The organism is Trichocoleus desertorum ATA4-8-CV12, from assembly GCA_019358975.1.
In the GTDB taxonomy this organism is placed as follows: Bacteria; Cyanobacteriota; Cyanobacteriia; order FACHB-46; family FACHB-46; genus Trichocoleus; species Trichocoleus desertorum_A.
In genome coordinates this window covers 56,615-72,273 of sequence record JAHHIL010000023.1, presented here as the reverse complement: position 1 = coordinate 72,273, position 15,659 = coordinate 56,615, and the positions used below count along the sequence as shown (strand labels likewise).

Below are 15,659 nucleotides of genomic sequence, written 5' to 3'. Positions count from 1 at the left end.
GAGTCTTCTCCCAGTCCTCCTGGCTGGTCCCATCGATTAAATCGAGCAAGTTCTTTTCCATCCCGTCAGCCTAACAGTTGACTCCAATTCCCTCAACTCCCTATCTCATACCCCCTGAATGATTACTAATTTTCAATCTGACTTTTGCCTAAGCCAAGAGTCGCTAAACTTTGCTCTAAGCTCAACTCTTCCTTCAAAAAAGCTTTTTTGAATTTGATGTTTTTATTCATAAGAAACTGTTAATTTTAATAAATTACTGTTCTGTTACTTACAAAAGCTGATGATTCCTAGTCCCCTAATAAAATCCGAATAGCTCTTAAAGCTTGACCTCGCTTGCCATTCGATACTTTTGAAAACCAGTAGTGCGACTCTTCATTGCTCATCGCAGTCACCCCAGCTGTAATATTGGCAATTCGATCTGGTTTGGATAAAGGCTGTAATGCCTGAAACAACAACGCCAAATTTACCCCAGACTCCTCGCTCAACACATAAGGAGATTGGCGATCGCGCTTCAACGTCTTTGGGTCATAGTCATTGGCCTTCAAGCAAGCATAAACCGCCTGCCGAGCCTGAACTAAAGCAGTCCCCTTCAGCCGCCCAATCCGCTTCGCCGCTGGACGCTTCTTTTCGCCTGCTCGCTTGTAAGCACACTGATACAGCTCCAAGGCAAAATCATTGTTTTCTAAGGGAACCACCCGTAACTGAAACTCTTGCATGAGCGATCGACAATCATCACGATTTTTAGTCTGGTAGGGTAAAGTGACCTCCTGCCCTACCAGACTAATATGTTACCTTGACACTCAGGTTTAATCGCTCAACCGGATTTCGACCCAAAGCCTGGGCGATCGCACTAATCTCAACCCCGCCAGGAGCGACCGGAGACTCAAATCTGAAACTGAGCGTCATGGATACCGTCGCCTGCACCTCTGGTGTGTTCAACAGAGCATTAGTGGGGGTGAAGAAGCTTTGAAAACCCCGCATTGGCCCCTGATATTCCAACCTGACAAACTGCTCACCCGTCTGAATCATCACCAACTGCTCAATTTCTAACGGGAAGCGGGCCAACAGCGGTAAAGCAGTTCCTAACTTGCGGTAGTCGATCACCTGACCTACCGAAATCTCCATTGTTGTAATCTGCTGAATTTTCAGATCTTGAACGCGATCGCTCAAGTCATTAAACACACTGTTAGGGCTACCCTCAAGACCAAACTCTGCTGGCTTCGTGTCGAAGATTGTGCCCCCCTCAGCCCCACTAGGCGTTGGACTTGAACCACCGCCGCTATAGATGACTGCTTGGGTTTCGGCTGCTGCGGTTTCATCCTTCCCGTAGTCTGCAACCACCCGAAACTTTGCCGTCTTCTGAATCGTACTGCTGTGTTCATCCGAGGGACGAAACTCCGCTGACACCAGTTCGCCATCTTTGTAAAGAGCCACCGTCAAGGCCCCCCTCGCCCGCCATCGAACTTGTACTGTTTTATCCACTCCCGACCCTGGCATCACTTGGGCACTCAGCTCAATTTCTCGTGGCTCTGGCGGCTTGAGAATTCCCCGACGGTACAACTCCATGCGATCGGAAAACTCAATTATTTCGGGGAGAACCAAGGGAGCACCCGTCTTAATAAAGAGACGCTCTCCAGCCTTCATATCCCACTGTCCCTCAGACAATCCCTTACGGATTGTGTCTCTCAGCTTCGAGACTTCCGCATCCAACAAGATATTCAGGCTCAAATCCTTAGCAAACGCTTCCCGTAACGATTTAGTTGTCCAGTGATCCAAGCCCGCAGGCCAGACTTTCTGCAAAACGTAAGCAGGTGCAAAGGGCGCAGCATCCTCAGCCCGAATCTTGCCGCAGTCTTTCAATGCCTTCAGCACTACATCTTGTTGGTTATTTTTGCCTTTGACATCACTGGCATCCTGAGCAGGTAAAACGTAGTGCATTAATCCTTTTGGTGCTTTCACAGGGTCATTAGCTGGGTAAAACAAGTGCCGATACGCATTCGTTAACGACACGCGCACTGCCAAGTCCATCTCCCCTTCTTTTTGCTTGAGCTGCTTCTGTTGGCTATCCGACAAATCATCAAGCCGATTTTGGCTTCTCAAAATGCTTTGAATCGCTCGGTATTCTCTAGCATTGTCCACAGCTCTAGCTAGCTCTGGCCGATTCGTTACCAAAAATAGCAGTCGATTCCGAAAAGTCCGAAACTTCCCTGACTCTCCGGTGTTGTTGAAAATCTGCTCCAACAGTGCTGGAGGGGCATCCATCGCGCCTGAAACGGTAGCTTCTTGAAAATCAATTAAACACAGGGCAATATCATCGGCCTTGTCTTCAACATCATGGGCTCCTTCCGGTGCGGTCACTAGCGTAAACAGTTTGCTAGCAAAGATGGTGTCTCGACGAGTGCGTAAATCTTCCTTCGCCTCTGTAACTCCAACTTGCTCCTTTTCCTCAGCAATAATTTTGTTGATCGATGGCTCTTCTTTGAACCGAGCGATCGAGGTGATGGGATCATCATCCAAATACCAGGCAACTTTGCACAAGTTCTCCAGGGCGCGATCGATGAAACTAATTTCTAGCCCTGGGGTTAAAAGCGACAAGTTTAATTCCGCTCGCCGCACCTCTGATGAAATGCCTTGAGTTAAAGAGTGCAGGAAAATGGTGCGCCCTAACCACGATGAAAAGGGTGGCTTCCCAGCAGCCAGCCATTCTCGGTCATTGACCTGAGCATGTCCCTCCCGACCATCCGGGTTATAAATATTAGCTTGGATCGGCAGGCGCATCAAAGGCCGTTGCAATCGTGAAGTTAAATCATTGGTGACTTCTGCCTCAATTCCCACCGGGACATGATGGGGATGAATCAGAGGTACCCACTCAGGATGCTCATGTTGAGCGATCGTCCAGAGATAGCGCACTAATAAAGCAAATAGACGTAATGCACCTCTCGTGCGTTGAAACTCAGGAATTGAGGCAATTTTTTTAGTCAGTAGGCTAAACAGTTCGGGATGAAACGGGTAACTAGACGCGATCGCCTGAGCATAGCGAGCGTCTTGGCAGCCTTCTGGTAGAGTCATCCGGCTAGTTCGATAGGCTTGCAAGTACTCGGTAGCTGCGTTGGCTGCGGCCTCACTACTGACGCTAAAGAACAGCCGTTGCTTAACGATGTTGTAGATTTCAACGTCGGTGCTGGGGCTGAGTACTCGTTCTTGGCGAGCAGAGGACTGAATCAACTCTCGTAGCTCTGTAGTCTCTTCACCAAAAGCATCACTTGCTGAAGCTAAGGTGTAGACAAACACGAGATGGTTACAAGCTGCGGCTAAATCCATCAGTGAGAACAGAAACGCCACAACCTGCTTCGCTAGCGTACTGTTACCCACAGTTGTTGCTTCCGCCGACCTCAACAAGCGGGCAATCTCATCCAGAATAATCAAAGTTGGCTTGCCACTGATCAGCCGCTCTAGCACGGAAGTACCGGGACTAATCTTTTGTGTGTCTGATCCCTTGAGCAGCCCATAGCCTTCAATCCCGCCAATCTGGTAAGCGATTTCGCCCCATAACGTGTAGGTTGTAATGCCGCTTTCCGGGTGGTAAATCCCATTCACCGGATCAGAGTCTCGTCCATCGATCGCCGCTACCTGGATCGGTCGATCTGGAATTAAATCTAAATCAGCAAAACGTTGCAACCCATCAATCTGGCGTCCTTGCTTACAGACGTGCCAGAGTGCGATCTCATCATGAGTTTTACCACCACCAAAACTGGTCTCCAAGCGAATAATCGGTGACCCTGCTGTCGCACCTACCAGGCGACCAAACACTTCCTTAATCAACGTTTTGAGGCCATCAGTTGGGAAAGTATTAGCAAAAAACAGATTGGGATCTTGATAAACCTGAGGAGCAGAGCGTTCAACTACTAACCGGAGTTTGGCTGCAAATAAGTCAAGGGAAAGCTCACCGGAAAGAATTTCTTCTCTCGGTACGCAAGTATTGAAGACTGATGGCAGCACAGTGGTTTTACTCCTTTCTAGGTCAGTGTCTTAAGAACTCCAAGCGTCCTAGCTCAATCAGGCTTTTGAACTTGAAGCCAACTACTCTTCAAAATTCCCACTATTCTGGCACTGCTGATCGCGATCGCCATAAGCAATCTCAACTGAATCAGTCCCTAACCCCACAATGATCTCTTGGTTGGCTCTCAATGTCTTGTCGCTGTGACAAGACACAATATATTAAACTATGCTCGAACTTTAAGAGGCTCTACGCTTCACTGGGTCATACATCTTCCTAAGTTCCCTTAACTGCTCTGGCTCGGTCGCTACAGTAGTCCAGATGTAATGAGCCAGCGCTAACCGTTGCTTGTGCTTATCGCTGAGAACTCTGTGGTGCTCACCGCGTGAAAACCAATGATTTACGGTCGTCAACGAGCAATCACAAATTGATGCGAGTTCTTCGCGGGATACGTCCCAGAATTTTAGAAATTCATCAAGCTCCATTTTTGCTTATAGCTCAAAGCCACTTTATCTGACGCTCTAGTGTCCCCAAATAAATATTGTTAGGCAAGATTTACAATAAAATTCTTGCCACTATGACAAGATCTATGTTTAGAATAGGACTCAAACAAGTCGGACTTCAGTTCTATGACGATCAGAACCATCCGATGCTGCCTTTGTGCCAATGAGGCAACTCGAAAACTTTTCTGGGAATCAATGGTCATCTATTCACTTTTAGTGAATGCTTTGCTCCAAGGAGTTGCTGAAGATTCTCAATTTTCGGAATGGCAGCGTAAAGGAGCAATCCCCAGACAATCCCTTGAGCAAATGATTGCATCCTATGCAACCAAGCTTAATTCACAAAACCTCCCAGGTCGCTTTCGAACTTCAGCCATCTTAATGACGCAATACATCTATAAATCTTGGTTCGCCTGCCAGAAGCAAAGACAGCACCGTCTTCGTGGAAAGAAGCGTTGGTTGCAGGTTGTAGAGTGTGATTCAGAATTGGCAAAGATCTCTACGTTCACCCCAGAAGCAATTCGAGCCAAAGCTCAGGTCATTCTTCACCACTTAAGCTTTGAACGAAAACTAACAGGCAAACATTTACTGGGTGGTTTATTAGATGCCTTTGACGCGACAACTGATGTTCTGAGCCGCCGAGCTATTATCCATTTGCTCAAAAACAAGTTAACAGTCAGTGAGCAAGATGAATCGTTAGAAGATTGGAACCAACGACTTGAGAGCAAAAGAATTGAAATTGAGCGCCTTGAAGAGCAACTTCAAAGCCAGCTTCCCAGAGGAAGAGACCCGACAGGAGAGAGATTTATTGATGGCTTACTAACGGCCACAGCCTTCCCTCAGCATAATAACCCCGACCAAATTGAGGCAGAGTTTGATGAGTGGCGCGAGCAAAAGCAAATTCAGCTATTCAATTCCCTTCCCTATCCCATCATTTTTGGTAGTGCCGACGATCTAAACTGGTCTACTGAAAAAACGGGTCTTGCAACTGAGCAGGTCTTAGCCAAAAGTCCAAAGCGTAAAAAGAAAAAAGCTAAGCAACCGACAGAAAGAGTTTGTGTTCGTTTTAAGGGCTTTAAAGACCACCTTTTCAAAATCCAGTGCGATCGCCGTCAGCTGCATATCTTTCGACAATTTCTCCAAGACTATCAACTGCATTTCCGATCACCTGACACAGAACGCTTCTCACAATGTCTATTTGCCCTACGGTCAGCTCGGTTAATATGGCAGGAGGATGATCAGAGCCATCATAAGAAGGGAAAAGTAACTCATGACCTAGCTCCTCAAGAGCGCTCTCCTTGGGAGACCCATCGTTTATACCTCCATTGCAACATTGACATGCGTTTACTAACAGCAGAAGGGACAGGGCAAGTATGCCAAGAGGAAAAATGGAAAACGCTGAAGAACTTGAAAGGTCTAGACCAATTAACAGAGTCGCAATGGGAAGAGCAAGGTCTGACCCAAAATCAGCAAATCCATATCAAGCGTCAGCGTTCAACCCTCGCTCGACTCGACAATTCTGCTCCCCAACGTCCCAGTGTTGTCTCTTGTCAAGGGAATCCTTTAATAACTGTTGGAATTAGCCTTCACCCTCAAGCACCACTCACTGCTTGTGTGATTGACCTCAAAACTGGAGCAATTTTGAAGTGCCAGACGACGAAGCAACTGTTGAGGAATCCTAAGATTAAATCCAAGCATTGCCATCGCAGTTTTCTCCAATTACGCTTAAGGCAGTGGCGGCTGGTGAATAAGCTACATCAAAGACGACAACGTCGCCTACTTCAGCAAAAACAAGAGCAACAGCAAGATCGATACCGAGAAAGTCAGACAGAATCGAACCTAGGCTTGTATGTGGAACATCTTATTGCCTCTCGGCTGGTCCACTTAGCTCGGCAATACCAAGCAGGTAGCATTGCAGTACCAGATCTCAAACATATTCGAGAAATCCTTGAAAGCGATATTCAAGCCAGAGCTAGGCAAAAATTTCCTTATCAGATAGAAGTTCAGCAACAGTATGCGAAACAGTTTCGTCGGAGCTTACATCGCTGGAGCTACAGCCGATTAGTGCAATGTATTCGGGAACGAGCTGAGCGGGAAGGTATTCTCGTGATTACGGGTCAACAGCCTAGCCAATCACCTCCTGAGCAAAAGGCTAAAGAAGTGGCAATCTCTGCCCATAAGCAGCCCCTGTAGGGAACTAAATCAGTTTTGCACCTTGACAATCTAATCATTCATCCAATAGCGCGCTGATCTCTTTCGAGTCAGTGACAAGTGTGGGGCAGTTTAATTGCTTTCCGCCCCAGGTAGTTGTCCGCTTCTTCTATGGAGTTGCTTCATAGATGTGGTGCAGGGTCGCGCCTAGCATCAGGAGGCTATGTTTTTATAGTTACGATTATCCCACCTTAACTATAAGGATACAGGGAACCCTGTCGTGGCAGCTACTGAATCGCCTCCGAGCAAGGAGGAACCCTCCCTTATCTTTGACAAACCGAAGTGGGAGCAAAATCCTAGGAGGTTCGCCAAAACTCAAACCTGCTGGGTATAAGCAGTTTAGCGGTACTTTTATCAGTTCTGTTTTATGGCATGAGTCATTCCTTTACCAAAATTAGTTGAGGTTTGCCAAAATGCCTCAACTAATTCAGTCTAGATAAGAGTTTGAATGGCCGGAGCCGCATCCGCTTTCATCCGATTAGGCGGGCTGAAGGGATTCCAGATAGTGACCACCTGAGTACAAAACTTGGAGTCGCATCCGCCTTCATCGGATTAGGTGTTTCTAGATCCAGTAACTTGTTAGTCTCAAGGATTGTTTAGACAAAGCGTTATAGTACTTGTACGGGCCTCAATATGTTTTTAGGCAATTCAGGGCTAAACATTCTACGTTGTTATCCCTTGTAGTCTCAGGTTGGGTTGAAAGGCGCACTTCAATGGCATTTCATTGATGCCTAAGGCAAATGTTTGGAATGCTTCTGCTAAAAGCTCTCCAAAGCCATCTTTTGGAACCCTACTTGTAATCTAGGACTCTAAAGGACAGCTTTACGTCTTAAAGAACATCTCTCACTAGCTCTTCTATAGCAATAAATTTCAAAGTGGTGGGTTAAGCCCTTAAAGTATCGGAAAGACACCACAGTCTAAGACTGCTGAGGCAGTTTTGTGAAATTAATTCTTTAAAACTGCTTATTTGAGCAGAAATATCAATGTTATGGCTACAAAGATACGTCAAAGCCGCACAGCTACATATTTTTCACGGGAGTTGTGAAATTAATTCTTTAAAACTGCCCATTAATTCTTTAATAGACATTAGGTATGGAGCTAAGCGGATTCGAACCGCTGACCCCTTCAATGCCATTGAAGTGCGCTACCAACTGCGCTATAGCCCCTTGCATTTCGCGTCTATAATCATGCCTTGATTTGTAGAGATTCGTCAAGCCTATCTGGAAAATCTTTAAAGTTTTAGGTCTTGAGCAATAGAGTAGAGGTACATTGCTGAGTCATGTTGCTTCTAGTAGTTAAGAGATTGCGGAAGGCTTAAAATTAAAGACTGCTTGCTGCTCTTTAGCTGTGTGTGCTGTTTTACCATGACTGAAACTCCCAATCCAAATTTTCAAAATCCCCAAGATGCTGTGGATACAGATGCTCTGTTGCGATCGCTACGTCGTAAGGAGGGGAGCTGGGTACAGTGGGGCCAAGCTTGTCAGCAGTTGCAACGAGCAGGCTTCAACCCCCAAAAAATTTTTGAGGAAACAGGATTTGAGCCAATTCAGCAAAATCAAGTGATTGTAGGATCACAGGTTTTTACTTCTATGGTGAGTGCAGGCGTTTCGGAAGCAACGCGACAGCACTTTGAGCATAAAGGTAGCGATGTGTTGTATGAGTTCCGGATCCTGACTCAGACAGACCGAGCCGCCGCAGCAGATCTGGCGTTTGAGAAGAACATTGATATGGATGACGCGCGTGATCTAGCCAAAGCTATGAAAGATTTGTCTCCCCGGAGCACTCCACCAGAGGGTTTCACCAAGCACCCGGGCGATGCGATCGCCTACCAATGCTGGAAACTAGCTCAACAGCATGCTGATCTACAAGACCGCTCTCGTCTGATCGCTAAAGGTTTCCGCTTTGTTAACAGCACCACGGCACGGCAAAAACTGGAACACCTACTCACCGACTTTGGCGTTACTTCCTCGCGTCCCACGCCTCGCTTACCAATTTATCGCCTAGAACAAGAAGAAGAACTGCCACGAGTGCTACCTGTCGTGGGCAAATTGCCTTTGACTCTAGACGATTTGCAAGCAGCGCCACTGACTGAAGAGATCGGGGCATTTCGCATGGTGAAATTCTCTGGAACTGGAGCTTGGGTGCCTGTCCCAGGTTGGAAAGTGCTCTTAGGTGCTGAAGATCCAGTGGTGTTGCTGTGTGATAGCGATCGCTTACCCACCCCTTTGGCAGGACCGCCAGAAGAAGTATTAGTTGTGGTAGACCGAGCCCAGCGACAGTGGGATGCTAACAGCTATTTTGTAATAGCTCAAGAGCAAAATCTGGAGTTGCAATGGTTTGATGAGGCACCTGGCATTCCCCTATTAGGCCAAGTGATTCTGGTAGTGCGTCCGAAACGGATTGTAGATGAGGGCCTCACCAAGGATATGTGGCAAATTGATGACTAATTTAAGGTTAGAGGGTTTAGAGGTTTGTCAGGAAACCTTGAAGAAATATTTCCTGAATTGAGCACATTTCAGGAAAAACTGTCATAATTGATACAGAAGTGAAAACGAAATCGTTCATTTCTTTGGGTAAATTGAGTTATTAAAGGCTGAAAGTACCCAAGAAACGGAAGTAGGGAGTGATCCCGAAGGAACGCGCCTCATATCACTACAATCCTAATTTGAGGCGAAAATCATGCAACTAAATTATCGTGGTAGCAAATACGAGTCCAATTCTCCTGCGGTTGAAACCAACGTTGGGGAGACTGGCAAATATCGGGGTTTAGACTGGCGTTTTCGGAATCTTAAGAAAGCACCTGTTCAACAGCCTAGCTTAGATTTGAAATACCGGGGTGTGGCTTATCGTACCAACCACAACTTGGAAGTTAGTGAGCCAGTTTTGGCAGCATCAACTGCGGTTGAGCCTACTAGAGTGAGCGGTTTATCGACTGAGGCCAAAGCTCGCACTCGGATGACCCAACAGCATCATCTAATTAAGAATCGCCAGCAAACGCTACTCACTCGTTCTGCGGCTGAAGCAGGGTTGACTCATCTGAGCAATTATTGGAACCATATTCAAGGTGACATTCATCCTACGTTTCGGCGCGATTATGAGCGCAGTCATGTTTCTTTCAGCTAGTTAATCGGTACAACTTAATCTCTATACCCCTGCTCTGCGGGGGTATTTTTTTAGGTGAAGTCGCTATTTTGAATCTATGTCCTCACAGTCTTATGATTTGATTCTGCGTCATTGTCGTTTGTTGCGATCGCCCAATTCTTTAGAGTCTGTGGACATTGCGATTCAAGCAGGTAAAATTGCTGCGATCGCGCCTCACATAGAAGCTACCGCCCTGCAAGAGTTGGATGTACAGGGACAGTTGGTGAGTCCACCCTTTGTTGAATCTCATATCCATTTAGATTCAGCTTCGACGGCAGGAGAACCGCGATGGAATCAAAGTGGTACTTTGTTTGAGGGGATTGAGATTTGGCGCGAACGTAAGCAAAGTTTGACGCTGGAAGATGTGAAGCAACGTGCGATCGCCACGCTCAAGCAACAGGCGATGCAGGGAGCGTTGTTTGTCCGCAGTCATGCTGAGTGAAGCAAATTTGACCGCGTTGCAAGCGTTACTAGAAGTTCGAGAGGAAGTGAAAGATTGGATCACCTTGCAAGTGGTGGCCTTTCCTCAGGATGGAATTTATGGTGGCCCTAAAAATGAGGCATTAATGGAGGAAGCCCTAAAACTCGGTGTGGATGCGGTGGGGGGGATTCCTCACTATGAGCTGACGCGAGAAGATGGAGTGCGATCGGTGCAGCGAGTGTTTGAGTGGGCGCAGCAGTATGATCGCTTGATTGATGTACATTGTGATGAAATTGATGATGATCAGTCTCGGTTTTTGGAAGTAGTGACGGCATGCGCAATTCGCACTGGGTTAGGACCACGAGTGACGGCAAGCCACACGACGGCCTTTGGGTCTTATAACAATGCCTATGCTCAAAAGCTGATGGGGTTTCTGCAACGAGCACAGCTTAATTTCATTGCCAATCCGTTGATTAATATCACGTTGCAAGGGAGAACGGATACCTACCCCAAACGCCGAGGTGTAACGCGGGTGAAGGAGCTATGGCAACAGGGATTAAACGTGAGTTTAGGGCATGATTGTGTGCAAGACCCCTGGTACAGCTTGGGTACGGGTAACATGCTGGATGTGGCGTTTATGGCGGTGCATGTTTGCCAAATGACGGGGATGTCAGAGATCGATGCCTGCTATGACATGGTGACTTGGCATGGAGCCAAGACGCTACATTTGGCAGAGGAGTATGGGGTAGATGTGGGGAAACCTGCAAATCTAATTGTGTTGAATGCAAGCGATCGCTATGATGCCATCCGGCGTAGAGCAGGGGTGAGATATGTGATTTCGCGAGGGAGATTATTGGCGGAGATGGCGGCGGCAAAGATGAGTTGGTATGGGTGATGAGGTTGGTTATCTCTTTGGAAATCCGAGCCTTGGGGGCACTCGCCCCCAAACCCCCGCTGAGGGACGGTTGCGTCCCCCAGACCCCCTCCAAAAGGATATATTTACTCCCCCTTCTTTTTTAAGCTCCCCTTCCCACCCCTGCGGGGAAGCAAGCTACAGCAGGGAAGGGGCTGGGGGTTAGGTCATCTACTCTTGATTGTCTAAACTGGGGTTGGCTTGTTTGAAGGGGAGGGCTTCGTTGATGCCGTCCATCTCTTGTTGTTCTAGTTCATTCACTTCACGGATATACGATCGCAGGATTTGGCTGAGGCGTTTGTCGTAGAAGCGGTGCAGGCTGTGGTTAGGGGTGGCGGGAAAGCCCCGGCGTTTTTTGTGACGACCGCCCGCGCCAGGATCGAAGGTTTGGATGCCGTTGGCGATCGCCCACTCAATCGGGGTGTAGTAGCAAGCGTCGAAGTGGAGGCAGTCAATATCTTGCTGGCTACCCCAATAGCGTCCGTAAAGGCGATCGCCCTTGGTGAGGCAAAAGGACATACCCATTGGCTGGCGGGGATCTTGTTCGCTGTAGGCGGCAACGAAGACAACACGATGACGATAATGGGGCTGGAGTTGCTCGAAGAAGCGACGAGTTAGATATTTGCTGCCCCACCAGCCGAATTTGTCGCAGGTATCGGCGTAGTAGGTATACATTAACGAGAATAGAGAGTTAGGGATATCTTCTCCAGTGAAGGTTTTCACCGTTAGGCCAGCTTTTTCGACTGCTTTGCGTTCTCGCTTGATGTTGCGTCGTTGGTTGGCGTTGAAAACATTCAAGTAGTCATCAAAGCTTTGGAAGCCGAGGTTGCTCCAGATGAAGCTATGGTGCAGCCAAGTGGTGAAGCCGTGGCGCTCTAGGACAGGTCGCCATTCGGGATCGACGTAGAGAAAGTGACACCCAGAGATACGGTTGCGATCGCAGAAGTGATCGATTTCGTCTAGCATCATTTCCACGATTTCGTCTTCATCTTCGCCGGGAGCAATCAGAAAGCGATAGCCCTCGGCAGGGGTGAAGGGAGACATGCCTAAAAGTTTAGGGTAGTAGCTGACGCCTAAGCGTTGGGCTAAGTCGGCCCACTGCTGGTCGAAGACAAACTCACCGTAGCTGTGGCCTTTGAGGTAGAGCGGGGCAGCAGCGATCAAGTGGCGATCGCGCCAAACGGTGAGGTGATTGGGCAACCACCCCGCTTTAGCCGTGGCACTACCCGAAGTTTCCATATTATTCAGCCAATCCCACTCAAAAAACGGTGTTTTCAAGGGCAGGGCTAAAGCGTCCCATTCGGCTTGGGGCACCTCAGAAATTTTGTTGATCCAAGCGAGAGAATAACGGGGCTGGAGTTGTTCGACCATGATTGCTGGAGTTAGGGCCATCCGCTCTCTAGCGTAATTCAATCTTTTCCGCGTTGCAGGCGATAGTGCAGAAAAACTTCGGGGCCGCAGGTTTCTACTGAGCGCAATTCTAGACGGGGAGCCAACTCCGCCGGAAAACCTACACCTTGCACCGGAGTCGGCGCGATCGCTCCGCCCAGGATCAACGGGCAAACCGTCAGCCACAGTTCATCAATCAAATCCAATGCCATCAAAGAGGCCACCAACTCACCCCCTCCTAGCACCGCTAACCGCTGAATCCCTAGGCTTGCTAATTGCTGCAACGCCGTAACCCAATCCAAGGTTTGCTCAGCCGCCTCAGCCACTAGAATGCGCTCAAAACCCGTCCTTTCCTGCCAAGTCTTAGCGCCAGCCGCAGTCGTCAGCAACCAACGAGGAACAGGCTGCTGAAAAAAGCGGAGATTCGGGTCAAATTCAGCCAATCGGGAGCAGACCATTTGCACAGGCTGAGGCGGCTTCCCTTGCTGCGATCGCATTGCCAAAAGTTCTGGATGAGATACCCGCAGCGTTGTGCCGTAAGCGCGTAACGTACCCGCCCCAAATAGCACTGCATCCGCCTGAGCCACCTGTTGCTCCAAATGGGCTTTGTCTGCCTCAGAGCCAAAGCGAGCAGGCGATCGCGTTACATCAGCAATTTTGCCATCCGCACTCATCGCCAATACCACCGTGGTCTGTGGTCGAGAAGCAGAGTTATCCATAGAAGTTTTGTTTAAACTAGACGAATTGAGGACAATCTTACTGATGGTGTCAGTCAAAGAAGTAGAATATTGGGAACAACGGTATCACGAAGGCACAGACCGCTGGGATCTGGGGCAAGCTGCACCAGCGTTTGTCACCCTTCTCAGTTCGCCAAGTGCCCCTAAACCCGGTCGAGTTGCGGTTCTGGGCTGCGGTCGTGGTTATGACGCGCTTTTATTTGCAGCACATGGTTTTGACGTAGTGGGGTTCGACTTTGCCCCTGCCGCGATCGCCGCCGCTACCGCGCTAGCCCAAGCCAGCCAAAGCCCAGCTCAATTCCTCCAGCGCGATATTTTTGATTTAGCTGCTGAATTTCCGGGCGAGTTTGACTACGTAATTGAGCATACCTGCTTCTGCGCGATCGCCCCAGAGCAGCGACCTACCTACGTGCAACTCGTCCACACCCTGCTTAAACCCCAAGGTCAACTGCTAGCCCTTTTCTTCACTCACCACCGTCCGGGTGGCCCTCCCTTTGGCATTACACCCACCGAAATTCGGCAGTACTTCGAACCCCGGTTTGATCTTCTAGGGCTAAAACCAGTGACCAATTCTGTTCCAGAGCGGCAAGGAGAGGAGCACCTAGGCTACTTTCAACCTCAAGCTTAGTTGACATCACTTCTCACAAGCCTGCTCGATTTGATCCGCAGGGGCACCCTCTCTTCGTAGAATGTAGTCAGGGTCACAAATGTCCATTCTTTAAACGTTGCATCCCATGAGTCAACTTGTTGAAGCGGTTACTGCGCTCGATCACAAACTATCCAACCGCTACATCGAACTCGATCCAGGCGGCTACTTCATCATCTATATCGATCGCGAGGCCAACCAAATTTGCGCCAAGCACTACACCAACGTCATCAACGAGCGCGGTCTTGCCGTTGACCCAGAAACAGGCGAAGTGATTCCGGTTCGGGGAAAAATCGAGCGAACCCATACCAAAATTTACAGCGGCAGAAGTGCCAAAGAACTTTGCATCCAAATCTTTGAGTCCGAAGCAGCCAACCCCATCACCAGACTCGATCATGCCGCCTATCTAGGCCGAGAATTCGTCCGAGCCGAAATTGCGATGCTCTCAGGCCAGGAATACATTCAGGATTAGGCAAAAAGTATTAGGCAAAAAATTTCAGAGCTGGCTAAAGATGTCATGAACTATTGGACAAGCTACAAAACAGCTAAAACTAGTAATCTAGCAATTCTAGGTTAATCGTTCAGGATGAGTGAGTCGCGATCGCTTTTGTAGAACCGGAACAGCAGGGCTTTAACAGAAATTAACGGTATCAATTGCAGGAATTGGCTGAGGAAAATACGGAATACTGCAATCTAGGGTTGAAGCCTATTAAAGTCCACCTAGCGTTGGTTTTTGAGGCTAACCTCAAGACCGACTCGGAGGCGATTTTCAACTTTTTCGCTCGATCAAGTTGGGAGCCTCGGCATCTACCCCCCAAGTTACTTCACTCATCCTGAAAATTGAAAGTCACAACGCTACATGAATGGAATTGCTAGCCGTCAACATAGCATGGGCTGGGTCCGTGATTATCCAGATCACCGAGATCTCAGGTTGACCAGCCGAGTCGTGCAACCCATGATGGAAACTCTCCTGGGTCGCTCCGCAGAACTCGTAGAAAAAAAGCAGTTCAAGAAACTAGACCTGCCCGCTTTTGTCGATCTACGTCCGGGTTTCTCTCCGGTTGAAGATCAAGGCAAAGTAGAAGCTTGTACAGCCCATGTCGTTACTGCGATCGCAGAGTACTTGGAGCAAAAAGCTCTCGACGAGTACAGCCACCGCTCCCGCTTGTTTCTCTATAAAGCCACCAAAAACTTATTGAGGCCAATTATAAGTCGATCAATTATGTCCGCTTAGATACCCCAAACATCCAAGTTGATGAATTGTTGTTAACTATCAAAACTCAATTGGCGGCAGGCTTTCCCTTGGCGTTTGGCACCATGCTTTTTGATGCGCCTTTACTACATGCCACGCAACCTGAAACCTTGGGTCAACTTCCCTATCCATGCAACAGCGATCGCCCCAAAGGAGGTCATGCAATGGTTGCAGTTGGCTACGACGATTCTATGGTGATTGAGCATCCTAAAGCAGGGGGAAGCAAGAGCAAAGGAGCGATCCTAATCCGAAATTCCTGGGGTACGAGTTGGGGTAAAGAAGGGTATGGCTGGTTGCCCTACAAATATATTCAGGGTGGGCTTTCGGTGGACTGGTGGGTGCTTCTAAAACAAGATTGGGTAGATACTGGCGTCTTTGGCCTGAGTTGCTAAACCCAATGATCTTCAGCGTCATAGTCCTAGCTAAAAGTTTTTTCACTGCAACAGTCAGCA

Annotated in this window: 11 protein-coding genes, 1 tRNA gene and 1 pseudogene; 8 read left to right on the top strand and 5 right to left on the bottom strand. The window is 48.3% G+C overall.

Annotated features, from left to right (window positions below; all coding sequences use genetic code 11):
* Nucleotides 1–287 precede the first annotated feature (287 nt).
* Nucleotides 288–716 carry a hypothetical protein gene (locus KME12_16550; protein MBW4489398.1) on the bottom strand — a complete coding sequence of 143 codons (429 nt, stop codon included), beginning with the start codon at nucleotides 714–716 and terminating at the stop codon, nucleotides 288–290.
* 64 nt (nucleotides 717–780) lie between these two features.
* Nucleotides 781–3,999, bottom strand: coding sequence for a DUF499 domain-containing protein (locus KME12_16545; protein ID MBW4489397.1), 3,219 nt, complete (start codon nucleotides 3,997–3,999; stop codon nucleotides 781–783).
* A 627-nt stretch (nucleotides 4,000–4,626) separates the two neighbouring features.
* Between KME12_16545 and cas12k the strand changes: the two genes are divergently transcribed.
* A complete protein-coding gene (gene cas12k / locus KME12_16540; GenBank protein ID MBW4489396.1) occupies nucleotides 4,627–6,690 on the top strand; it encodes a type V CRISPR-associated protein Cas12k in 2,064 nt (687 codons plus the stop codon).
* Nucleotides 6,691–7,801: 1,111 nt separating this feature from the next.
* On the opposite strand, the gene KME12_16535 is transcribed toward cas12k, so the two are convergent.
* Nucleotides 7,802–7,874 (bottom strand) — tRNA-Ala (locus KME12_16535).
* A gap of 198 nt (nucleotides 7,875–8,072) precedes the next feature.
* On the opposite strand from KME12_16535, the gene KME12_16530 reads away from it, so the two are divergent.
* From KME12_16530 to codA, 3 genes and pseudogenes are all read left to right on the top strand, one after another.
* The gene (locus tag KME12_16530; GenBank protein MBW4489395.1) at nucleotides 8,073–9,155 is read left to right on the top strand and encodes a hypothetical protein; all 1,083 of its coding nucleotides are present in this window, start codon (nucleotides 8,073–8,075) and stop codon (nucleotides 9,153–9,155) included.
* Nucleotides 9,156–9,387: 232 nt separating this feature from the next.
* The gene (locus KME12_16525; GenBank protein ID MBW4489394.1) at nucleotides 9,388–9,831 is read left to right on the top strand and encodes a DUF4278 domain-containing protein; all 444 of its coding nucleotides are present in this window, start codon (nucleotides 9,388–9,390) and stop codon (nucleotides 9,829–9,831) included.
* Nucleotides 9,832–9,907: 76 nt separating this feature from the next.
* Nucleotides 9,908–11,165: pseudogene (codA, locus tag KME12_16520) on the top strand (cytosine deaminase).
* Between the two features lie 189 nt (nucleotides 11,166–11,354).
* Here codA and KME12_16515 read toward each other — a convergent pair.
* Nucleotides 11,355–12,554, bottom strand: a complete 1,200-nt coding sequence (locus tag KME12_16515) for a GNAT family N-acetyltransferase (GenBank protein MBW4489393.1) — start codon at nucleotides 12,552–12,554, stop codon at nucleotides 11,355–11,357.
* Between the two features lie 38 nt (nucleotides 12,555–12,592).
* Complete coding sequence (locus KME12_16510; protein MBW4489392.1) at nucleotides 12,593–13,291, bottom strand: RibD family protein; 699 nt, start codon at nucleotides 13,289–13,291, stop codon at nucleotides 12,593–12,595.
* 43 nt (nucleotides 13,292–13,334) lie between these two features.
* Here KME12_16510 and KME12_16505 point away from each other — a divergent pair, with 43 nt between their 5' ends.
* The 4 genes from KME12_16505 (at nucleotide 13,335) to KME12_16490 (ending at nucleotide 15,599) form a co-directional block, all read left to right on the top strand.
* Nucleotides 13,335–13,937 carry a methyltransferase domain-containing protein gene (locus KME12_16505; GenBank protein ID MBW4489391.1) on the top strand — a complete coding sequence of 201 codons (603 nt, stop codon included), beginning with the start codon at nucleotides 13,335–13,337 and terminating at the stop codon, nucleotides 13,935–13,937.
* Nucleotides 13,938–14,043: 106 nt separating this feature from the next.
* Nucleotides 14,044–14,427, top strand: coding sequence for a DUF4346 domain-containing protein (locus KME12_16500; GenBank protein ID MBW4489390.1), 384 nt, complete (start codon nucleotides 14,044–14,046; stop codon nucleotides 14,425–14,427).
* 387 nt (nucleotides 14,428–14,814) lie between these two features.
* On the top strand, nucleotides 14,815–15,189 hold the full coding sequence (locus KME12_16495) for a hypothetical protein (GenBank protein MBW4489389.1): 375 nt from the start codon (nucleotides 14,815–14,817) through the stop codon (nucleotides 15,187–15,189).
* 29 nt (nucleotides 15,190–15,218) lie between these two features.
* Nucleotides 15,219–15,599 carry a hypothetical protein gene (locus KME12_16490; GenBank protein ID MBW4489388.1) on the top strand — a complete coding sequence of 127 codons (381 nt, stop codon included), beginning with the start codon at nucleotides 15,219–15,221 and terminating at the stop codon, nucleotides 15,597–15,599.
* Nucleotides 15,600–15,659: the final 60 nt, after the last annotated feature.